The 21,411-nt window shown below is 70.8% G+C and carries 17 protein-coding genes and 1 tRNA gene; 12 read left to right on the plus strand and 6 right to left on the minus strand.

The genetic code is table 11. From position 1 onward, the window contains the following. Window position 1 precedes the first annotated feature (1 nt). Window positions 2-2,731: an ATP-dependent RNA helicase gene (locus ACIQK6_RS13960; RefSeq protein WP_402694866.1), complete on the plus strand. Its 2,730-nt coding sequence runs from the start codon at window positions 2-4 to the stop codon at window positions 2,729-2,731. Here ACIQK6_RS13960 and ACIQK6_RS13965 read toward each other — a convergent pair. Then, complete coding sequence (locus ACIQK6_RS13965) at window positions 2,721-3,680, minus strand: DUF3068 domain-containing protein (protein WP_329103121.1); 960 nt, start codon at window positions 3,678-3,680, stop codon at window positions 2,721-2,723. The genes ACIQK6_RS13960 and ACIQK6_RS13965 overlap by 11 nt on opposite strands. A 14-nt stretch (window positions 3,681-3,694) precedes the next feature. Continuing rightward, window positions 3,695-3,835, minus strand: coding sequence for an SPW_0924 family protein (locus ACIQK6_RS13970; protein ID WP_150256957.1), 141 nt, complete (start codon window positions 3,833-3,835; stop codon window positions 3,695-3,697). Between the two features lie 260 nt (window positions 3,836-4,095). Between ACIQK6_RS13970 and ACIQK6_RS13975 the strand changes: the two genes are divergently transcribed. Beyond that, window positions 4,096-5,046 (plus strand): right-handed parallel beta-helix repeat-containing protein, encoded by a 951-nt coding sequence (locus ACIQK6_RS13975; RefSeq protein WP_402694867.1) that lies wholly within the window; start codon window positions 4,096-4,098, stop codon window positions 5,044-5,046. Between the two features lie 83 nt (window positions 5,047-5,129). Here the strand turns inward: ACIQK6_RS13975 and ACIQK6_RS13980 are convergent, their stop codons facing one another. Next, a complete protein-coding gene (locus tag ACIQK6_RS13980; RefSeq protein ID WP_402694868.1) occupies window positions 5,130-6,410 on the minus strand; it encodes a lytic transglycosylase domain-containing protein in 1,281 nt (426 codons plus the stop codon). A gap of 184 nt (window positions 6,411-6,594) precedes the next feature. Between ACIQK6_RS13980 and ACIQK6_RS13985 the strand changes: the two genes are divergently transcribed. Further along, entirely contained in the window at window positions 6,595-7,455 is an 861-nt protein-coding gene (locus ACIQK6_RS13985) for a DUF4184 family protein (RefSeq protein WP_329103114.1), read from the plus strand. 36 nt (window positions 7,456-7,491) lie between these two features. Here the strand turns inward: ACIQK6_RS13985 and polA are convergent, their stop codons facing one another. Further along, window positions 7,492-10,212 (minus strand): DNA polymerase I, encoded by a 2,721-nt coding sequence (polA, locus tag ACIQK6_RS13990; protein WP_402694869.1) that lies wholly within the window; start codon window positions 10,210-10,212, stop codon window positions 7,492-7,494. A 199-nt stretch (window positions 10,213-10,411) separates the two neighbouring features. On the opposite strand from polA, the gene ACIQK6_RS13995 reads away from it, so the two are divergent. Together ACIQK6_RS13995 and ACIQK6_RS14000 are read left to right on the plus strand one after the other, a co-directional pair. Continuing rightward, window positions 10,412-12,697 (plus strand): FdhF/YdeP family oxidoreductase, encoded by a 2,286-nt coding sequence (locus ACIQK6_RS13995; protein ID WP_402694870.1) that lies wholly within the window; start codon window positions 10,412-10,414, stop codon window positions 12,695-12,697. Between the two features lie 54 nt (window positions 12,698-12,751). Continuing rightward, window positions 12,752-13,225 (plus strand): PaaI family thioesterase, encoded by a 474-nt coding sequence (locus ACIQK6_RS14000; protein WP_402694871.1) that lies wholly within the window; start codon window positions 12,752-12,754, stop codon window positions 13,223-13,225. Window positions 13,226-13,275: 50 nt separating this feature from the next. Here the strand turns inward: ACIQK6_RS14000 and ACIQK6_RS14005 are convergent, their stop codons facing one another. Next, window positions 13,276-13,665, minus strand: coding sequence for a hypothetical protein (locus ACIQK6_RS14005; RefSeq protein WP_402694872.1), 390 nt, complete (start codon window positions 13,663-13,665; stop codon window positions 13,276-13,278). 90 nt (window positions 13,666-13,755) lie between these two features. Between ACIQK6_RS14005 and ACIQK6_RS14010 the strand changes: the two genes are divergently transcribed. The 6 genes from ACIQK6_RS14010 to ACIQK6_RS14035 all read left to right on the plus strand — a co-directional run bounded on the left by ACIQK6_RS14010 (window position 13,756) and on the right by ACIQK6_RS14035 (window position 20,456). Then, on the plus strand, window positions 13,756-14,133 hold the full coding sequence (locus ACIQK6_RS14010) for a hypothetical protein (protein WP_402694873.1): 378 nt from the start codon (window positions 13,756-13,758) through the stop codon (window positions 14,131-14,133). Between the two features lie 566 nt (window positions 14,134-14,699). Then, complete coding sequence (locus ACIQK6_RS14015) at window positions 14,700-15,935, plus strand: branched-chain amino acid ABC transporter substrate-binding protein (RefSeq protein WP_329103103.1); 1,236 nt, start codon at window positions 14,700-14,702, stop codon at window positions 15,933-15,935. 108 nt (window positions 15,936-16,043) lie between these two features. Next, on the plus strand, window positions 16,044-16,976 hold the full coding sequence (locus tag ACIQK6_RS14020; RefSeq protein WP_329103101.1) for a branched-chain amino acid ABC transporter permease: 933 nt from the start codon (window positions 16,044-16,046) through the stop codon (window positions 16,974-16,976). Window positions 16,977-16,981: 5 nt separating this feature from the next. Further along, on the plus strand, window positions 16,982-18,706 hold the full coding sequence (locus ACIQK6_RS14025; RefSeq protein WP_329103099.1) for an ABC transporter permease subunit: 1,725 nt from the start codon (window positions 16,982-16,984) through the stop codon (window positions 18,704-18,706). Between the two features lie 5 nt (window positions 18,707-18,711). After that, a complete protein-coding gene (locus ACIQK6_RS14030) occupies window positions 18,712-19,743 on the plus strand; it encodes an ABC transporter ATP-binding protein (RefSeq protein WP_329108039.1) in 1,032 nt (343 codons plus the stop codon). Then, a complete protein-coding gene (locus ACIQK6_RS14035) occupies window positions 19,740-20,456 on the plus strand; it encodes an ABC transporter ATP-binding protein (protein WP_329103097.1) in 717 nt (238 codons plus the stop codon). The genes ACIQK6_RS14030 and ACIQK6_RS14035 overlap by 4 nt, the downstream gene beginning before the upstream one ends. 62 nt (window positions 20,457-20,518) lie before the next feature. Here ACIQK6_RS14035 and ACIQK6_RS14040 read toward each other — a convergent pair whose 3' ends face one another. Then, window positions 20,519-21,172: an ANTAR domain-containing response regulator gene (locus ACIQK6_RS14040; protein ID WP_030008501.1), complete on the minus strand. Its 654-nt coding sequence runs from the start codon at window positions 21,170-21,172 to the stop codon at window positions 20,519-20,521. Window positions 21,173-21,270: 98 nt separating this feature from the next. Between ACIQK6_RS14040 and ACIQK6_RS14045 the strand changes: the two genes are divergently transcribed. Continuing rightward, a tRNA-Leu gene (locus tag ACIQK6_RS14045) sits at window positions 21,271-21,345 on the plus strand. Window positions 21,346-21,411 lie beyond the last annotated feature (66 nt).

Genomic DNA, 21,411 nt, shown 5'->3' on the forward strand with positions numbered 1-21,411 from the left:
CGTGATCCGTACCGCCGCCCTCGACTCCCTGCCCGTGCGGGAGGCCGTGCCCGCGCTCGTCTCAGCGCTGGACGGCCACGGCACTGCGGTGCTCTGCGCCCCGCCCGGCACCGGCAAGACCACGCTGGTGCCGCTGGTGCTGGCCGGACTGGTGGGCGGCGGCCCGCGGCGCCGGGTGGTCGTCGCCGAGCCCCGGCGGATCGCCGCCCGGGCCGCGGCGCGCCGGATGGCCTGGCTGCTGGGCGAGCAGGTCGGCGGCGCGGTCGGCTTCACCGTGCGCGGGGAACGGGTGGCGGGTCCGGACACCGTGGTGGAGGTGGTGACCACCGGAGTGCTGCTCCAGCGCCTCCAGCGCGACCAGGAGCTGACCGGGGTGGACGTGGTGGTCCTGGACGAGTGCCACGAGCGGCACCTGGACGCCGACACGGTCGCCGCCTTCCTCCTCGACGTACGGGAGACCCTGCGCCCGGAGCTGCGGCTGGTGGCGGCCTCGGCGACGACGGACTCGGCCGGCTGGGCGCACGTTCTCGGCCAGGGAGGCCCGGGCGGTGCGCCGGTGGTGGAGGCGGCGGGTGTCTCGTACCCCGTGGAGACGGTCTGGGCCCCGCCGGCCAAGCCGGTGCGGCCCCCGCACGGAATGCGGGTGGACCCGGCGCAGCTGGCGCACGTGGCCTCGGTGGTGCGGCGGGCGCTGGCCGAGCGCGACGGCGACGTCCTGTGCTTCCTGCCCGGGGTCGGCGAGATCGCCCGGGTCGCCGGGCAGCTGGCCGGAGTGGACGCCGAGGTGCTCCAGATCCACGGCCGGGCCCCGGCTGCGGTCCAGGACGCGGCGCTCTCCGTCGCCGATCACCGCAGGGTGATCCTTTCCACCGCCGTGGCGGAGTCGAGCCTGACCGTTCCCGGGGTGCGCGTGGTGGTGGACTCCGGGCTGGCCCGCGAGCCCCGCGTGGACCACGCGCGGGGGCTGGGCGCACTGGCGACCGTACGGGCGTCCCGCGCGGCGGGGCGCCAGCGGGCGGGCCGGGCCGGGCGCGAGGCGCCGGGCACGGTGTACCGCTGCTGGGCCGAGGCGGAGGACGGCCGGCTGGCCGCGTTCCCCTCGCCGGAGATCCGCATCGCCGACCTGGCGCAGTTCGCCCTGCAGGCCGCCTGCTGGGGCGACCCGGACGCGACCGGGCTGGCCCTGCTGGATCCGCCGCCGGCCGGGGCCATGGCCGCGGCGCGGGAGGTGCTGGTGGCCGTCGGCGCGGTGTCCCCGGCCGGTGCGGTCACCGCGCGCGGGCAGCGGATGGCCCGGCTCGGACTGCACCCGCGGCTGGCCCGGGCCCTGCTGGACGGCTCCGCCGCGCTCGGTGCCCGCCGGGCGGCGGAGGTGGTGGCCCTGCTGAGCGAGGAGCCGCCGCGGGAGTACGGGGACGACCTGGCCGGCGCCTGGCGGCGGGCCCGGGCGGGCGGCGACGGCTACGCGGCCCGCTGGCGCGCGGAGGCCCGCCGCCTGGAGCGCGCCGTTTCCCCTGCGGGGCGCACCGCCGGAACCGGGGCCGGGGCTGCACCCCGCACCCCGCTCGGGTGCGGCACCGCTGCCGGGGGCCAGCCCCCGGACCCCCGCGCCTCAAACGCCGGCGAGGCTGATTCTTCAGCCCCTCCGGCGTCCGAGCCGCGGGGTCCGGGGCGGAGCCCCGATCTTTCAGCCTCGCCTGCGTTTGAGGCGCGGGGTGCGGGGCGGAGCCCCGGCGGCGCAGCCGCACCCGATGACCTCGCCGCCGGGCTCATCGCCGCCCTCGGGTTCCCCGAGCGGGTGGCGAAAGCCAGGGGCGAGGGGGCCCTCCTCATGGCCAACGGCACCGCGGCCGAGCTCGGCGACGGCTCCCGGCTGCGCAGCGCGCCCTGGCTGGCCGTCGCCGTCGCCGACAGGCCCCCGCATGCCGCGTCCGCCCGGGTCCGGCTCGGCGCCGTCATCGACGAGGACACCGCCCGCGCCGCCGCCTCGCACCTGCTCACCGCGGGGGAAGAGGTCCGCTGGGAGGACGGCGACCTCATCGCCCGCGCCGCCGAGCGCCTCGGGGCGATCGAACTGTCCGCACGTCCGCTGCGCACCCCCGACCCCGCGCTCGTCCGGGCCGCTCTCCTCGACGGGCTGCGCGCCGAGGGACTCGGCCTGCTGCGCTGGTCCCCGGACGCGCTGACCCTCCGGGCCCGCCTCGGCTTCCTGCACCGCACGCTCGGCGGAGCCTGGCCCGACGTGGCCGACGACCGGGCCCTGCTGGAGCGGGCCGACGACTGGTTGGAGCCCGAACTGTCCCGGGCCCGGCGCCGCGCCGACCTCGGGCGGATCGACGCCGGGCAGGCCCTGAACCGGCTGCTGCCGTGGGCCACCGGGGAGGCCGTCCGACTGGACGAGCTGGCTCCGGAACGCCTGGAGGTGCCCAGCGGATCCCGGATCCGGGTGGACTACGCCGCCGAACACGGCCAGCCGGTGCTCGCGGTGAAGCTGCAGGAGCTGTTCGGGCTGGCCGAGACCCCGCGGGTGGCGGGCGTACCGGTGCTGGTGCACCTGCTGTCGCCGGCCGGCCGGCCCGCCGCGGTCACCGCCGACCTCGCCTCCTTCTGGCAGGGCGGCTACCGGGCCGTGCGCGCGGAACTGCGCGGGCGCTATCCCAAGCACCCCTGGCCCGAGGACCCGGCCACCGCCGAGCCCACCCGGCACACGAACGCCCGGCTCAGGCGCTGACGCGGCGGCCGCGGGCCTCCAGCCACAGCGCCACGCCGAGCAGTACGAGCCCGCCGGCGGCCAGGCCGATCGGCGCGTAGGTATGCAGGGCGAGGACCTTCGTACGGTTCGACCTGACGAGGTCGACCGTGTAGTCGGAGTAGTCCTCGCGCATGGTGACGTGTCCGGCGAAGGCGGTCAGCTTGCCGTCGGGGCCGCCGGCCGCGATGCCGCCGCGCATCTCCTGCTGGATGTCCTGCTCGGCGTTGACGGGCGCGCCGGTCACCGGGTCGACCCAGAACCTCGCCTTGACCGTGTACCAGAGGGTGGTGCCGGTGGCCGCCTCGATCGTCGACGGGTCGATGCCCTCGATCGGCATCTTCTTGGGCATGGGGACCTTGGTCCACGGGACGGTCTGCTCGAAGTAGTAGACGTCCATGCCCTTGAACGTGCGCGGCCCGACGTAGTGGATCGGCGAGGAGGTGCGGGTCTGCGCGTCGAAGTAGAGGTAGTCGCGCGGCTCGGTGAAGAAGGGCCACTTGAACTCGATGCCCTCGCGCTTGACCGGGTCCCCGTCGACCGTCTCCCCGGTGGCGTGGACCGGGTCCTGGGTGTGCGCGTCGAAGATGTAGCGCTCGGGGATCTGGGAGACCATCTTCCCGTCCGGGCCGATGATGTAGGACAGGGTGTCCCAGACGACGACGTCCTTGCCCGCGCTCGCCTCTATCTCCTTCGACGCCTCGACGTTGCCCTTGAGGGTTTGGACGATGGTGACCTTGTCGACCTTCTTCGGCTGCATGCCGCCGGTGTAGTCGAGGAGCGTGGCGTCCTTCGCCTCCAGGACCATCTCCTGGTACTGGTTCGGCGGGATCTTGGCGAGGCGGGGGTACGCGTACCAGCGCAGCAGCGGCGCGAGGGCCGCGCAGAACACGGCGAGGGCCAGCAGGACAAGGCTCGCTCTGCGTCGCACGGCCGGGCCCTCCTCTACTTTCCGGGCGCGGGGGGCGCGGTGGTGAGCAGGGGCTTGGGTGAGGTCTCGCCTTCGGGCACCCCGAACGCCGTGATGGCGAACACGAGGGCCAGCGCGGCCGCGAGGCCGATGGCGGCGGCGACGAATGCGCGCATGCCGGGGCTCCGAAATCTGATGAGGCGTCAGAGATGGGGCACCGTAGCAACGCGGGGGCGAGATGAGAACCGTTCGGGCCACAGATCACCACTGGGCCGCCCGGGGGATCTCGGCGCCCGCCGGCACGCCCGCCCCCGCGTTGCACGCGGCGGGACACCCACCCCATGGAACACTGATCATCAACGGAAAGTAATCAAACGATTGCACACGATGATCGGAGAAGTGATGCAGAGACGTCGACTCAAGGCAGCGGCCCTGGTTGTACCGGTCGTGGCCGCGCTCAGTCTCGGCAACACCGCGGACGCGACCTCCCTGGCGGCCATTCCCTGCGACGTCACCGCACTCAACAACGCGATCGACGCCGCGAACAACAACACCGGACCGCACACCATCCGGCTCGCACCCAAATGCGTCTACAACGTCCTCACTTCCCGCGTCGACCGGCGGCCTCGGCCCCAACGCCCTGCCCAGGATCACGGGCACCGTCACGCTGCTGGGAGACAAGACCACCATCCGACGGGATCCCGACGCGACCGAGGGCTTCCGCATCGCGGAGATCGACGGCCCCGGCGGGCGCCTGACGGTCGAGGGCATCACCGCGACCGGTGGCGGCTATCTCGACTACGCCGGCACCTACCTGCCCACGGACGGCGGGACGCTCATCCTCAAGCACAGCACCGTGACCAACAGCACGGCGAACCAGGGGGGCGCCATCTATGTGAACCAGAGCAGCACCCTTGAGATCCACGACAGCGTCGTGCGGGACAGTGCTGCCCAGCGGGGTGGCGCCATCTACAACGGGCCGGGAAGCACCACCCTGCTGAAGAAGACCAAAGTGGTGCGGAACCAGGCCACGGAGCTGGGAGGCGGCATCTTCACCGCCGGGGTCTCCCTGACCATCAAGAACTCGCACATCGAAGGCAACCGCGCCTTCCAGCAGGGCGGCGGAATCTACAACGACCGCTCTCCGATGGACATCTCCTCGACGACCATCGCGGACAACCGCGCGGGCCAAACGGGTGGCGGCATCGCCAATGACGGCACCACCACGCTGACGGACACAAAGGTGCGGCGCAACATCGCGCTCAACGGCGGCGGCGTCTGGCAAGGACCCTCTGGCGGCTCCCTGACCCTCGTCAGGAGCCGGATCGTCGAGAACACGCCCAACAACTGCCGGCCCGTCGGGGCGGTTCCCGGCTGCACGAACTGACCCCAGACTCGATCCGCGAGCCCGGCTTGATCCACAAGGCGCGGCCTGGTGCTGTGACCCGGGGAACCTTCCCGGTCACAGCACTACGTGTGTTGCCCCGGGGTCGGCCGGGGCACCGTCGGAGCGGAGGCCGGAGACGCGGTGGGCTTCGGCGTGCGTGACGAGCTGGGCGTCGGGCTGGCCGTCGGGGTCGGCGAAGGCTTCGGGGTCGGGGTCGGCGTGGGTGTGGGCGTCGGGGTCGGCGAGGGCTTCGGGTCCGGGGTAGGTGTCGGCGTCGGCGTGGGTGTAGGCGTAGGCGTAGGGGTGGGAGTCGGGGTGGGCTTCGGGTCCGGCGTCGGGGTCGGGGTCGGCTTCGGGTCCGGCGTCGGGGTGGGGCTCGGCGTCGGCGTCGGCGTCGGCGTGGGCTTCGGCGTGGGAGTCGGCGTCGGCTTCGGCGTGGGGCTCGGGGGCTGCGTCGTGGGTGTGCCCGGTCCCGTAGCGGGCCGGTCCGGGACTTCGTGCGTCCCCTTCAGGTAGTACGTGAACCAGGACCGCACCGTGCGCAGGTACTCCGTGGAGCGGTTGTAGGAGAGCACGGCCCGGTCCAGGTCCGCGTCCACCCGCAGGTCGCGGCTGCCCGCGCACAGGTAACGGGCGGCCGCCAGGGCCGCGTCGTGCACGTTGTTCGGGTTGCGCCGGCCGTCGCCGTCCGCGTCCTGGCCCCACGCCGCCCACGTGGAGGGGATGAACTGCATCGGCCCGACCGCCCGGTCGTAGCGGGAGTCCCCGTCGTACGCTCCGCCGTCCGTGTCCGAGATGTTCGCGAAGCCGTTGCCGTCGAGCACCGGCCCCAGGATCGGCCGCAGCGTGGTCCCGGCCGCGTCGACCTGCCCGCCCCGCGCCTGCCCGGACTCCACCTTGCCGATCGCCGCGAGGAGTTGCCAGCGCAGTCCGCAGCCCGGGGCGCTCCGCCCGACCTTCTGCTCCGCGCCCTGGTACGCCGCGAGCACGCTCGCCGGTATCCCCTGCGCCCCTTCCGCCGGCCCGGTCACGACCGACGCCGGTGCGGCCTGCGGGCCCGTCGGGGCCTGGGCCTGTGGTTGTGGCTGCGGCGCCGCCCCCTCCTCCGGCAGCAGTACGTCCGGTGGCTGCGGGCTCACCAGCGGCGGGAGTTCGGTGAAGTACGCGGAGTCGCCGCCGGCCGTGTCCGCGGCCGGCGGCGACTGCGGCCTCGGCTGCGCGGCTGACTCCCCGGCGGCGGAGAGCCGGTCGGTGCTCCCGCCCGCCGGGCCCTGGGACGCCGTCACCGCGGCGACCACCAGAGCGGAGACCAAGGCGGCCGTCGTTCCCCTGCGCAGCCTGCGTCCGATTATTCGAGCCGACATGAGCCGGACCCCTCCCCCTCGACGTCCGCGTGACCCTACGTCAACTCCCTGCACACAGCACGCAAGGAGGGCGGGAATTCACCACATCCCCACGTTCCGAGGCAGGTCACGGATACTGTCTGGACCCTTCGGGAGCATTGGCCCGAAGTAAGGAACGTCCACAGCACGTCACAGGAGAGGTGTCATGCCGTTCACTCTCAGCCACGCGGCCGCCGTACTTCCGGCCATCCGTCGGACCGGGCGTGCGCGGGGCCCCCTCGTCGCCTCGGCGCTCGTCCTCGGGTCGTTCGCGCCGGACACCTTCTACTTCACGGACGCGATCGTCGAAGGCGTCCTGACGTACGGGGCCTTCACGCACTCGCTGCCGGGCGTCCTCACGCTGGACGCCGTGCTGACGGCCGTCCTGGTGGGGTTCTGGCTCCTGCTGCGCGAGCCGCTGATCGCGCTCCTGCCGCGCGCCTGGCGGGGCAGGGCGTACGCCTTCGTGCGGGGCGAGGCATGGCGCGAGCGTCCCCGGCCGGCCGTGCTCGTCGGCTGGTTCTACGTCTCGGCGGCCCTCGGGTCCCTCACCCACGTGCTCTGGGACAGCTTCACGCACCACGACCGCTGGGGCACGAACGCGCTGCCCGATCTCGCCGAGCCGCTCGCCTACGGCCTGCCGGGCTACTCCTTCCTCCAGTACGGCACTTCGGCCGTCGCCGCATGCGCCCTGCTCTGGTTCGCGGTGACCGCCCTGCGCCGGCTTCCCACGCTCCCGGCCCCCGCGTCCGTGCCGGTGCTCTCCCGCGCGGAGCTCTGGGGTGCCCTCGCCCTGCTCGTGGTGTGCGTGGCGGCCGGGGTCACCCGGCGCGTGCTGCGCTTCTTCGACTTCTTCGACCGGATCCGTACGCCGCTCGACATCATCCCGACCATCTGCTTCGGCGCGGGCGCCGGACTGACCGTCGCGCTGCTGGTCTACGGGGTCCTCGTGCGGCTGCGGCAGCGCCGCGACCGGACCGGGCGCCCCGCGGACGAGGAAACGCGGACGCCCGTCCCCACCGCCTGAGCAGCGGGGACGGGCGCCGGGCGGGCCGTACGGCGATCAGTGCGCGGCGGACTCCCAGTCCGGGCCGACGCCCACCGACACGTCCAGCGGGGCCCGGAGCTCGACGGCGGCGCCCATCTCGCGCCGCACCAGCTCCTCGACCTGCTCGCGCTCGCCCGGGGCGATCTCCAGCACGATTTCGTCGTGGACCTGGAGCAGCATCCGCGAGCGCAGACCGGCCCCGGCGATCGCCTTGTCCACGCGCAGCATCGCGACCTTGACGATGTCGGCGGCGGTGCCCTGGATGGGGGCGTTGAGCGCCATCCGCTCGGCGGCCTCGCGGCGCTGGCGGTTGTCGCTGTTGAGGTCGGGCAGGTACCGGCGGCGGCCGAAGATCGTCGCCGTGTATCCGGTGGCGCGGGCCTCGTCGACGACCCGGCCGAGGTAGTCGCGGACCCCGCCGAACCGCTCGAAGAAGGTCTCCATCAGGCCGCGCGCCTCGGCGGGCTCGATGTTCAGCTGCTGGGCGAGGCCGAACGCGGAGAGCCCGTAGGCGAGTCCGTACGACATGGCCTTGATCTTGCGGCGCATCTCGGCGTCGACCTCGGACCGCTCCACCCCGAACACCTGGGAGGCGACGGTGGTGTGCAGGTCCTCGCCGGTCGCGAACGCCTCGATCAGGCCCTCGTCCTCGGAGAGGTGGGCCATGACGCGCAGCTCGATCTGGCTGTAGTCGGCCGTCATCAGGGACTCGAAGCCCTCGCCGACGACGAAGCCGCGGCGGATGGCACGGCCTTCGTCGGTGCGCACCGGCACGTTCTGCAGGTTGGGGTCGGTGGAGGACAGCCGGCCGGTCGCGGCGACGGTCTGGCTGAAGCTGGTGTGCACCCGGCCGTCGGCGGCGATGGTCTTGACCAGGCCCTCGACGGTGACGCGCAGCTTGGCCTGCTCCCGGTGCCGCAGCATGATCACCGGGAGTTCGTGGTCGGTCTGCGTGGCCAGCCAGGCCAGCGCGTCCGCGTCCGTCGTGTAGCCGGTCTTGGTCTTCTTCGTCTTCGGCAGGTCCAGCTCGCCGAAGAAGACCTCCTGGAGCTGCTTGGGCGAGCCGAGGTTGAACTCGTGGCCGACGGTGGCGTGCGCTTCCTTGACGGCCTGCTGCACGGCCCCGGCGAACTGCTGCTCCATGGCCTCCAGGTGGTCGCGGTCGGCGGCGATGCCGGAGCGCTCCATCCGGGCGAGGAGTTCGGAGGTGGGCAGCTCCATGTCGTGGAGCAGCTCCGCGGCGCCGACCTCGGCGAGCTTGTCGGTGAAGGCGTCGCCCAGGTCCAGGACCGCGCGGGCCTGCGCCATCAGGGCCTCGGCCTCGGCGGTCTCGTCGGCGCCGAAGGCCAGCTGCCCGTCGGCGGCGGCGGGCGCCAGCTCACGGTGCAGGTACTCCATGGACAGGGCGTCCAGGGCGAAGGACCGGCGGCCCGGCTTGACCAGGTAGGCGGCGAGCGCGGTGTCCATGGAGACGCCGGCGAGGGTCCAGCCGTGCTCGGGGAAGACCCGCATCAGGCCCTTGGCGTTGTGCACGACCTTGGGCTTCGTCGCGTCGGCGGCCCAGGCCGCGAAGGCCCGCTCGTCGGCCTCGTCCAGCTCGGCGGGCGTGAACCAGGCGGCGGCGCCGCCGGCCGCGGCCAGCGCGATCTCGGTGACGTTGCCCTGGCCCAGCGCCCAGCTGTCGACGGTCGCGATGCCCAGCGGGCCGCCCGCGTGGCCCTCCAGCCACGGCGCGAGCTCGCCCGTACCCAGCACGGACGCGTCCAGTTCCACGCCGGCCGCCGGAGCCGGGGCCTCTTCCACGGCCGCGCCCGGGTCCACGGCGAGCAGCCGCTCGCGCAGCGAGGCGTTGCGGATCTCCAGCACGTCCAGCACGCCGAGCATCGCGGTCCGGTCGTAGGGGGCGCGGACCAGGTCGGCCGGGGTCTTGGGCAGCTCGACGTCCTTGACCATCTCGGTCAGGACCCGGTTGAGCTTGACGGCTTCCAGGTGGTCCCGGAAGTTCTGCCCGGCCTTGCCCTTGACCTCGTCGGCGCGCTCCACGAGCTCCGCGAACGACCCGAACTGGGTGATCCACTTGGCTGCGGTCTTCTCGCCGACGCCCGGAATGCCCGGCAGGTTGTCGGACGGGTCGCCGCGCAGCGCCGCGAAGTCCGGGTACTGCTGCGGGGTGAGGCCGTACTTCTCCTCGACCTTCTCCGGGGTGAACCGGGTGAGCTCGGAGACGCCCTTGGTCGGGTAGAGCACGGTGGTGTGCTCGGAGACGAGCTGGAAGGAGTCGCGGTCGCCGGTGACGATCAGCACGTCGAAGCCGGCCGCCTCGGCCTGCGTCGCCAGCGTCGCGATCACGTCGTCGGCCTCGAAGCCGTCGACCGCGAACCGCGGCACGTGCATCGTGTCGAGCAGCTCGCCGATCAGCTCGACCTGCCCCTTGAACTCGTCGGGGGTCTTGGAGCGGTTCGCCTTGTACTCGGGGAACTCCGTCGAACGCCACGTCTTGCGGGAGACGTCGAACGCCACCGCGAAATGCGTAGGGGCCTCGTCGCGCAGCGTGTTCGCCAGCATCGACGCGAAACCGTAGATTGCGTTGGTCGGCTGCCCCGTCGCGGTCGTGAAGTTCTCCGCGGGCAGCGCGAAGAACGCCCGGTAGGCCAGGGAGTGCCCGTCCATGAGCATCAGGCGGGGGCGGTCCCCTGCGGTCGTCTGGTCCGTCTTCTTCGATGCTGAATCTGCCACGCACCGATCCTAGGCGCCCCCACCGACAATTCCGGCCCGTCGCCTCCCCCGGCGCATCCTCCCCACCGGACGCCCCCGGCGCACCCGACCGGGGTGCGGTGAGCACCGGACCGCCCTCCCCTGATTCCGTGGTCCGTGCAAGGATCGAAGGACGCGGCTACTTGTGCTGCATACGTACGTACGCTCGAAGGGGAGCGCGATGGCGACCAAGCCGCCCACAGGTGATCCGGTACAGGACGCACCGCAGGTCACACCGCCCAAGCACGCGGCCGCAGGGCTGCCGGCGATCGGCCACACCCTGCGGATCGCCCAGCAGCAGATGGGCGTGGCCCGGACCGCCCGCACCCTCCTCAAGGTCAACCAGAAGGACGGCTTCGACTGCCCGGGCTGCGCCTGGCCCGAGGGCGACAAGCGGCACACGGCCGAATTCTGCGAGAACGGCGCCAAGGCCGTCGCGGAGGAGGCCACGCTGCGCCGGGTCACCCCCGAGTTCTTCGCCGCGCACCCGCTGGCCGACCTCGCCACGCGTTCCGGCTACTGGCTGGGCCAGCAGGGCCGCATCACGCAGCCCATGCTCCTGGAGACCGGGGCCGCGCCCGGCGGCGACGACCGGTACGAGCCGGTCAGCTGGGAACGAGCCTTCGCGATCATCGCCGAAGAGCTGACCGCCCTCGACTCCCCCGACGAGGCCCTCTTCTACACCTCGGGCCGCACCAGCAACGAGGCCGCGTTCCTCTTCCAGCTCTTCGCCCGCGAGTTCGGCACCAACAACCTGCCCGACTGCTCCAACATGTGCCACGAGTCCTCGGGCTCCGCACTGACCGAGACCATCGGCATCGGCAAGGGCAGCGTCTCCCTCGAAGACCTCCACCAGGCCGACCTGATCATCGTCGCCGGACAGAACCCGGGCACCAACCACCCGCGCATGCTCTCCGCCCTGGAGAAGGCCAAGACGTCCGGCGCGAAGATCATCTCGGTGAACCCGCTGCCCGAGGCCGGCACGGAACGGTTCAAGAACCCGCAGACCCCCATCGGCATGTTCAAGGGCACCGCCCTCACCGACCTCTTCCTACAGATCCGCATCGGCGGCGACCAGGCCCTCTTCCGGCTCCTCAACAAGCTCGTCATCGAGACGGAGGGCGCCACCGACGAGGCCTTCATACGCGAGCACACCCACGGCTACGAGGAACTCGCGGCCGCCGCGAAGGAAGCCGACTGGGACGAGACCCTCACCGCGACGGGCCTGACCCGCCCCGAGATCGAGCAGGCCCTGGCCATGGTCCTGGCCTCCCAGCGCACCATCGTCTGCTGGGCCATGGGCCTCACCCAGCACAAGCACGCCGTCGCCACCATCCGCGAGGTCGTCAACCTCCTCCTGCTGCGCGGCAACATCGGCCGCCCCGGCGCCGGTGTCTGCCCCGTCCGCGGCCACTCCAACGTCCAGGGCGACCGCACCATGGGCATCTTCGAACGTCCCGCGCCCGCCTTCCTCGACGCACTCGACCGCGAATTCCAGATCACCTCGCCGCGCGGGCACGGCTACGACGTGGTCCGCTCCATCCAGGCCCTGCGCGACGGCAAGGCCAAGGTCCTCTTCGCGATGGGCGGCAACTTCGTCGGCGCCACCCCCGACACCGAGGTCACCGAGGCCGCCATCCGGAGGGCCTCCCTGACCGTGCACGTCTCCACCAAACTCAACCGCTCCCACGCGGTCACCGGCCGGCGGGCCCTGATCCTGCCCACCCTCGGCCGTACCGACAAGGACGTACAGGCGAGCGGCAAGCAGTTCGTGACCGTCGAGGACTCCATGGGCATGGTCCACGCCTCCCGCGGCAACCTCGCCCCCGCCTCCCCGCACCTGCTGTCCGAGCCCGCCATCGTGGCCCGCATGGCCCGCGCGGTCCTCGGAGCGGCCTCCGCCACCCCGTGGGAGGAGTTCGAGCGCGACTACGCCTCGATCCGCGAGCGGATCTCCCGCGTGATCCCCGGCTTCGAGGACTTCAACGCCCGCGTCGCCCACCCCGGCGGCTTCCAGCTCCCGCACGCCCCGCGCGACGAGCGCCGCTTCCCGACGAAGACCGGCAAGGCCAATTTCACCGCCGCGCCCGTCGAGTACCCGCGGGTCCCGGCGGGCCGGCTGCTCCTGCAGACCCTGCGCAGCCACGACCAGTACAACACCACGATCTACGGCCTCGACGACCGCTACCGCGGCATCACCGGCGGCCGCCGCGTGGTCATGGTGAACCCGGCCGACGCGGCCGAGCTGGGTCTGGCCGACGGTTCGTACACGGACCTGGTGAGCGAGTGGAAGGACGGCGTGGAACGGCGCGCGCCCGGCTTCCGCGTCGTGCACTACCCGACCGCCCGCGGCTGTGCGGCCGCGTACTACCCGGAGACCAACGTGCTGGTCCCGCTTGACTCGACCGCCGACATCAGCAACACCCCGGCCAGCAAGTCCGTCGTCGTGCGCTTCGAACCGGCCTGATAGAACGACCTCAGGACAAGATGGTTAACGATCGTTGACGAACGGAGCCTGACCATGGGCGAGCGGCACGCAGTGAAGTTCCCGCAGGAGGTGCTCGACGAGTACGCGGCCCTGGGCATCGACCTGCCCTCGCTGTTCTCGGCGGGACACCTGGGCGAGCGGATGGACATCCGCATCCTGGAGGCCTCGGCCGACCGCGTCGTCGGCACCATGCCCGTCGAGGGCAACACCCAGCCGTACGGGCTGCTGCACGGCGGGGCCTCGGCCGTGCTGGCGGAAACCCTCGGCTCGGTCGGCGCCATGATGCACGGCGGCATCACCAAGATCGCCGTCGGCGTGGACCTGAACTGCACCCACCACCGGGGCGCCCGCTCCGGCATCGTCACCGGCGTCGCCACCCCGGTGCACCGCGGCCGCTCGACCACCACCTTCGAGATCGTCATCACCGACGAGCAGGACAAGCGGATCTGCACCGCCCGCCTGACCTGCCTGCTGCGCGACGCCGACCAGGTGGCCGCGGGGGCCTGACCCCCGACCGGTTTGGGTGCCGTGACGCAGGACCGCCCGGGCCCCGGGGCTCAGGCGGTCCCTTCCCGGGCGGGATGCAGGCGCCAGCGCAGCTCCTTCACCGCGTCCGCCGCCTCCCGGCGCACCCCCGAATCGTGGTGGCGCAGGAAGCGCCCGACGGCCGGGAGCGCCGCCCGGTCGCCCGTGGCACCGAGGACGCCCAGGACGTACTCCAGCAGGACGGGTTCCATGCCGTCCGCGGCAGCGAGCGGCGCGACCACCCGATGGGGGAGCTCGTAGGACGCGGCGGCCGTGCAGATGGCGTGCAGCGCGGACTCCCGCAGCTCGTACCCCTCGACCGAGAGCGCGACCGCGACCGCGACGAGGCGCTCGACGACCCATACCGCGTCGTCCTGCGCTGCGGCGGCGGACCCGGGTCTGCGCGCGTTCCCGGACGGCACCGCGCCCGCCAACCGCCCGGAATCCGCCAGTCCGCACGCTTGGCGGTGACATCTGTTGTGTCACCGATGGTCACGGCCTACCGTCCCCCCATGGGGACCATGCCGCGCACGGCCCGGTACGCCGCCCACATCCTCCTCGCGGCGCTCGCCCTGACCGGATGCTCATCCTCCGCGCCACCCCCCGCGGCGGGCTCCGCGAGCCCTTCCACCACCGCTCCCCCCTCGCCCGTACAGGTGTGCACGAGCCTCGTGTCCTACTGGGCGAAGGAGACCCTCATGGGCACGAAGTGGTCCGGTCTCGACTGGGAGCAGAAGGGCCTGTCCAACGACCAGTACGCGATCCACGAGGACGCCGTGGCCGCAGGGCGCACCGAGGAGCGAACTGCCGGGCGGGACAAGGTACTTGAGTTGATCGACCGGTTCGTGGCCCAGCGCTGCGCCGACGAGGGCGGCGCGATGCGCAGTTAGGAGAACTGGCGCCCGCCGACGTGACCGAGGTCACCGCATTCCCGAGCGCACTGTCCGGCTTCCGGGCACATCCCCCCGTAGGACCGAAGCGCAGGTGAAAGGCCGTGCCGCCATCCGAACAAGATCCATCCGGATTCGAAAGTGCCCTCTTGACGGTCACCCTGCGTAATGCACGCAAGGGTTGGAATCCGCCTTTTCCCTTAAGAAAGACCACTCGGAGGGTTCCTTTGGGCACGCGCAGCCACATTCGGCCGAAAATGATCTAAGACAGGAGCATGAAGGCCTCAAGCCCCTTAGGAGAGCAGGCAATTCTCAGGATGCGGACACCCCCTAAGGTAAGAAAACGTCCGATTTGTCCACACTCCCGCTACACATTCTTGGCCTTGGCATAACAAGAGCGTCACATCCTCCTTTCCCTGCTCCCCGTGCTCGCCACCTCGGGCCTAGAGTCACGGCCAGTCACCGCGCCGCAGGGCGCAATCAGCACGGCCGTGGACCTCCCAGTGCGGCCCGGCGACCTAACGGCACCTCTCCACGAGAGAGCCGCGCCAGGGAAAGGAAGAATCGTGCGACACCGTTCTTTGCTCGTCCTCACCACCGTGATCACCACGGGAGCACTGACCCTCACCGCTTGCGGATCGCGCGACGGCGGAGACTCCAAGGACAACGGCGGCGGCAAGAAGACCACCGTCGTCATCGGTGTGGACGCCCCGCTCACCGGCTCGCTCTCCGCGCTCGGTCAGGGCATCAAGAACTCCGTCGACCTCGCGGCCAAGACGGCCAACAAGAACAACGAGGTCCCGGGCATCGAGTTCAAGGTCGAGGCCCTCGACGACCAGGCCGTCCCCGCCTCCGGCCAGGCCAACGCCACCAAGCTCGTCGGCAACAAGGACGTCCTCGGCGTCGTCGGCCCGCTGAACTCCGGCGTCGCCCAGCAGATGCAGGGCGTCTTCAACTCCGCCAACCTGGCGCAGGTCTCCCCCGCCAACACCAACCCCGCGCTCAGCCAGGGCGACAACTGGGGCAAGGGCGAGTTCAAGCGCGGCTTCAAGACCTACTTCCGCACCGCCGCCACCGACGTGGTCCAGGGCAAGTTCGCCGCCCAGTACCTCTTCCGCGACGCCGGCAAGAAGAAGGTCTTCATCGTCGACGACAAGCAGACCTACGGCGCCGGCCTCGCCGCCATCTTCGCCGACGAGTTCAAGAAGCTCGGCGGCGAGGTCGTCGGCACCGACCACGTCACCGTGAAGGAGACCGACTTCTCCTCCACCGCCGACAAGGTCAAGTCCTCCGGCGCCGACTCCGTCTACTTCGGCGGCCAGTACCCCGAGGGCGGCCTGCTCGCCGACCAGATCAAGAAGACCGGCGCGGTCGTCCCCCTCATGGGCGGCGACGGCATCCAGGACCCGGCCTTCATCAGCGCCTCCGGTGAGGCCAACGAGGGCGACCTCGCCACCTCCATCGGCTACCCGGTCGAGAAGCTGGACACCGCCAAGAAGTTCATCGAGGACTACAAGACCGAGGGCTACAAGGACCCGTACGCCGCCTACGGTGGCTACTCCTACGACGCCGGCTGGGCCGTCATCCAGGCCGTCAAGGCCGTCGCCGCCGCCAACAACGGCAAGCTGCCCACCGACGCCCGCGCCAAGGTCGTCGAGGCACTCGGCAAGGTCTCCTTCGAGGGCGTGACCGGCAAGGTCGCCTTCGACGAGTACGGCGACACCACCAACAAGCAGCTCACCGTCTACAAGGTCGAGGGCGGCAAGTGGGTCGACGTCAAGAGCGACACCTTCAACCAGTAAGCCCGTAGTCCCCAGCAACACCCGTACCACCTGAACCAACGCCGCGCGAGGGCGCAAACAGCGCCCTCGCGCGGAGTCTTATCCGACACGCTCATCGGAGGCCCTGCGGTGCACGAACTGCCGCAACAGCTGGCCAACGGCCTGGCCCTCGGTGCTCTCTATGGTCTCATCGCCATCGGGTACACCATGGTCTACGGCATCGTCCAGCTCATCAACTTCGCCCACGGCGAGATCTTCATGATCGGCGGCTTCGGCGCGCTCAGCGCCTACGCCATCCTCCCGACCGGCACCTCCCTGCTGATCGCGATACCCGTCATGATCATCGGAGGTGCCGCCACCTCCGTCGCCGTGGCCTGCGCAGCCGAACGCTTCGCCTACCGCCCACTGCGCAGCGCCCCCCGGCTCGCACCCCTCATCACCGCAATCGGCCTCTCGATCGCGCTCCAGCAGCTCGTCTGGCAGTTCTACCCGGACGCCAAGAAGGCCGTCAGCTTCCCTGAGTTCAAGGGCGCCGCCTTCAAGCTCACCGACAGCCTCTCCATCCAGCGCGCGGACCTCTTCGTCCTCATCCTCGCCCCGCTCTGCATGCTCGCCCTCGGCGTCTTCGTCCAGAAGAGCCGCAGCGGCCGCGCCATGCAGGCCACCGCGCAGGACCCCGACACCGCGAAGCTGATGGGCATCAACACCGACCGCATCATCGTCATGGCCTTCGCCATCGGTGCCGCGTTCGCCGCCGTTGCCGCCGTCGCCTACGGCCTCGACAAGGGCCAGATCAACTTCGAGATGGGCTTCATCCTCGGCCTCAAGGCCTTCACCGCAGCCGTCCTCGGCGGCATCGGCAACATCTACGGAGCCATGGTCGGCGGCGTCGTCCTCGGACTCGCCGAAGCCCTCTCGATCGCCTACATCGAAGACATCCCCGGCATGTCGCAGCTCGGCGGTGGCGCCTGGTCCAACGTCTGGGCCTTCGTACTCCTCATCGTCGTCCTCCTCGTGCGGCCACAAGGCCTGCTCGGCGAGCGCGTCGCGGATCGGGCGTGAGAACCATGACCACCAACACCACCCCGCAGACCGCAGACACGGTGAAGCAGGGCCCCGCGCCCACCACCCTCCTCTACGCGGTCATCGCAGGCAGCCTCCTGACCATCGTCAGCGCCTTCCTCGCGTGGACCTGGACCGCCGACTTCCCCGGCGACCTGACCTACTACGGCAGCCCCGCGGGCCTCCAGTACGTCACCCTCGCCGGAGCCGCCCTCACCCTCGCCCACGCGCTCTCCGCACTCGGCGTCAAGGGCCTCGGCTGGCTCACCCCCAACGGCTCCCGCAAGGCCCTCTTCTTCCTCACCCTCGGCAACCTCGCCGCCACCTGGTTCACGGTCATCGCCATCACCGTCGTCCTCGGCGGAGTCGTCAACCTGGAACCCGGCGCCTACGTCGCCCTCGTCGGCTCGCTCATCCCGGCCCTCGCCGTGAACAAGCTCCCCGACGACACCCGCAAGGCGGCCCCCGCCAAGCAGCTGCCCTCCTGGGCCGAAATCCTCATCATCACCGCCGTCTTCGCCATCGGCCTCTTCGTCATCACCTACGGCATCGACACCGATGACAAGGAACCGCAGCTCTTCGTCGCCTACCTGATCACCGTCGGCCTCGCGGCCTTCGCGCTGAACAAGTCCGGCCTCTTCGCCCGCCTCGGCGGCCTCACCGCCAAGTACCGCCAGGTCACCCTGATCGGCACCGCGGCCGCCGCCATCGCCTTCCCGTTCATCCAGCAGAGCGGCGACACCTACACGCTGATCGCGGTCAACATCCTGATCTTCGCGACCGTCGCCCTCGGCCTCAACGTCGTCGTCGGCCTCGCCGGCCTCCTCGACCTCGGCTACGTCGCCTTCCTCGGCGTCGGCGCCTACGCCGCCGCCCTGGTCTCCGGAAGCACCGCATCCGCCTTCGGCATCCACCTGCCCTTCTGGGCAGCGGTCATCGTCGGCGCCCTCGCCTCACTCATCTTCGGCGTGGTCATCGGAGCCCCGACCCTGCGCCTGCGCGGCGACTACCTCGCCATCGTCACCCTCGGCTTCGGAGAAATCTTCCGCATCGCCATGGGCAACCTCGACGGCACCTCCGGCCCCGACATCACCAACGGCCCCAACGGCATCCCCAACATCCCCCACCTCGAACTCTTCGGGTGGAACTTCGGGGAATCCCACGTGGTCGGCGGCATCACCCTCGGCGCCTACGCCAACTACTACTTCCTGATGCTGCTCGTCATGGCCCTCGTCGTCGTGGTCTTCGCCCGCGCCGGCAGCAGCCGCATCGGCCGCGCCTGGGTCGCCATCCGCGAGGACGAGACCGCCGCCGAAGCCATGGGCATCAACGGCTTCAAGGTCAAGCTCATCGCCTTCGCCCTCGGTGCCACCCTCGCCGGCCTCGCCGGCACCGTCCAGGCACACGTCAACAGCACGGTGGTCCCCGAGAACTACGTCTTCGCCGGGCCCGTCCCGCCGAACTCCGCGTTCCTCCTCGCCGCCGTCATCCTCGGCGGCATGGGCACCATCCGCGGCCCCATCCTCGGCGCCGCACTGCTCTTCCTGATCCCCGCGAAGCTGGCCTTCCTCCAGGACTACCAGCTCCTCGCGTTCGGCATCGCCCTCATCCTGCTCATGCGCTTCCGCCCCGAAGGCCTCATCGCCAACAAGCGCGCGCAGCTCGAGTTCCACGACGACACCGCTGACCAGGCCCCCGCGGACCTGGCCACCGCCAAGGCGGGGGCGTGAACAACATGACGACCACCACGGACACCACCACCAAGACCACGGTTCTCGAAGCCAAGGGCGTCACGATGCGCTTCGGCGGCCTCACCGCCGTCAAGAACGTCGACCTCCAGGTCAACTCGGGCGAGATCGTCGGACTCATCGGCCCCAACGGCGCCGGCAAGACCACCTTCTTCAACTGCCTCACCGGGCTGTACGTCCCCACCGAGGGATCCGTCAGCTACAAGGGCACCGTCCTGCCTCCCAAGCCCCACAAGGTCACCGAGGCCGGCATCGCCCGCACCTTCCAGAACATCCGGCTCTTCCACAACATGACCGTGCTGGAGAACGTCCTCGTCGGACGCCACACCCGCACCAAGGAAGGCCTCTGGTCCGCACTGCTGCGCGGCCCCGGCTTCAAGAAGGCCGAAGCCGCCAGCGAAGCGCGCGCCATGGAACTCCTCGAGTTCATCGGCCTGGAGAACAAGGCCCAGCACCTGGCCAAGAACCTCCCCTACGGCGAACAGCGCAAGCTGGAAATCGCCCGCGCCCTCGCCAGCGACCCCGGCCTCATCCTCCTGGACGAGCCCACCGCCGGCATGAACCCGCAGGAAACCCGCGCTGCCGAAGAACTCATCTTCGCCATCCGCGACATGGGCATCGCCGTCCTCGTCATCGAGCACGACATGCGCTTCATCTTCAACCTCTGCGACCGCGTCGCCTGCCTCGTCCAGGGCGAAAAGCTCATCGAAGGCACCGCGTCCGAGGTCCAGGGCGACGAGCGCGTCATCGCCGCCTACCTCGGCGAGCCCTTCGAGGGCGACCCGGGCGCCGCCGACGACGCCGCGGTCGAGGCTGCCGAAGCCGCCGCCGAAGCCGCAGCACCGGCCGAGGCCGAGGCTGAGGCCGAAGCCGAGACGGAGGCCGTCGAAGCCGAAGCCACCGAGGCCGACGCCGCGCCCGACGCGGAGGCGGACGCCGACGGCGACACCGACGCCCCGGCCGACACCGACTCGGACAGCACCACCAGCACCACCAGCACGGAAGGAGAGGCCAAGTGACCGCACTGCTCAAGGTCGAAGACCTCAAGGTCGCCTACGGCAAGATCGAAGCCGTCAAGGGAATCTCCTTCGAAGTCAACGAAGGCGAAATCGTCTGCCTCGTCGGCACCAACGGCGCCGGCAAGACGACCACCCTGCGCACCCTCTCCGGGCTCATCAAGCCCAAGAGCGGCAGCGTCACCTTCGACGGCCAGCCCCTCGGCACCGTCCCCGCCCACAAGATCGTCTCCCTGGGCCTCGCCCACTCCCCCGAGGGGCGCCACATCTTCCCCCGGCTGACGATCGCCGAAAACCTCCAGCTCGGCGCCTTCCTGCGCACCGACAAGGAGGGCATCGAGCAGGACGTCCAGCGCGCCTACGAGATGTTCCCCATCCTGGGCGAGCGTCGCAAGCAGGCCGCCGGCACCCTCTCGGGCGGTGAGCAGCAGATGCTCGCCATGGGCCGCGCGCTCATGTCCCGCCCCAAGCTCCTGATGCTGGACGAGCCCTCCATGGGCCTGTCCCCGCTGATGATGCAGAAGATCATGGCGACCATCAAGGAGCTCAAGGCTTCGGGCATGACCATCCTGCTCGTCGAGCAGAACGCCCAGGCGGCGCTCTCGCTCTCCGACAGCGCGCACGTGATGGAGATCGGCAAGATCGTTCTCTCGGGCACCGGCCGCGACCTCCTCCACAACGAGGACGTCCGCAAGGCCTACCTCGGCGAGGACTGACACAACGTGTGAGGCCCGCCTCCCCTCGGGGGGAGGCGGGCCTCACGCATGTCCGGGGGCGGCTACTTGCCGCTCTCCTTCTTCTTCGCCTCGGCGTCCTCGATGACCACCTCGGCGACCTGCTGCATGGACATCCGGCGGTCCATGGACGACTTCTGGATCCAGCGGAAGGCGGCGGGCTCGGTCAGCCCGTACTGCGTCTGCAGGATGCTCTTCGCCCGGTCCACCAGCTTGCGGGTCTCCAGCCGCTGCGAGAGGTCGGCGACCTCCTGCTCCAGGGCGCGCAGCTCCGCGAAGCGGGAGACGGCCATCTCGATGGCCGGCACCACGTCGCTCTTGCTGAACGGCTTCACGAGGTAGGCCATGGCCCCGGCGTCCCGGGCCCGCTCGACGAGGTCGCGCTGCGAGAACGCGGTGAGCATCAGGACGGGGGCGATGGACTCCTCCGCGATCTTCTCGGCCGCGGAGATCCCGTCCAGGACGGGCATCTTCACGTCGAGGATCACCAGGTCGGGACGGTGCTCGCGCGCGAGCTCGACCGCCGTCTGGCCGTCGCCGGCCTCGCCGACGACGGAATAGCCCTCTTCTTCGAGCATCTCTTTGAGATCGAGACGGATGAGCGCCTCGTCCTCGGCGATGACGACCCGGGTCGTCAGCGGCGGAACGTGCGACTGGTCGGCGTCGGGCGTGGGCGTCGACTCGTGCTCGGCGGTCACGAAGGCTCCTCTTTACGGGGCATAACAAGCTCCCCTGAGCCTACCTAGCTACGGTATGGTGGTCTCGCGTAGGGCTCCTCCGGGCCTTCGTTTCTTAGGCCCCAGTACTCCAACTGGTCAGAGAGGCCGCTCTCAAACAGCGGACAGTGTGGGTTCGAATCCCACCTGGGGCACATATCTTGGATTCCATGGTCACGCGATCTTCGCGTGACCATGACTCGTTTCGGCGAAGCCCAGCG

The organism is Streptomyces sp. NPDC091682, from assembly GCF_044756625.1.
Classification (GTDB): domain Bacteria; phylum Actinomycetota; class Actinomycetes; order Streptomycetales; family Streptomycetaceae; genus Streptomyces.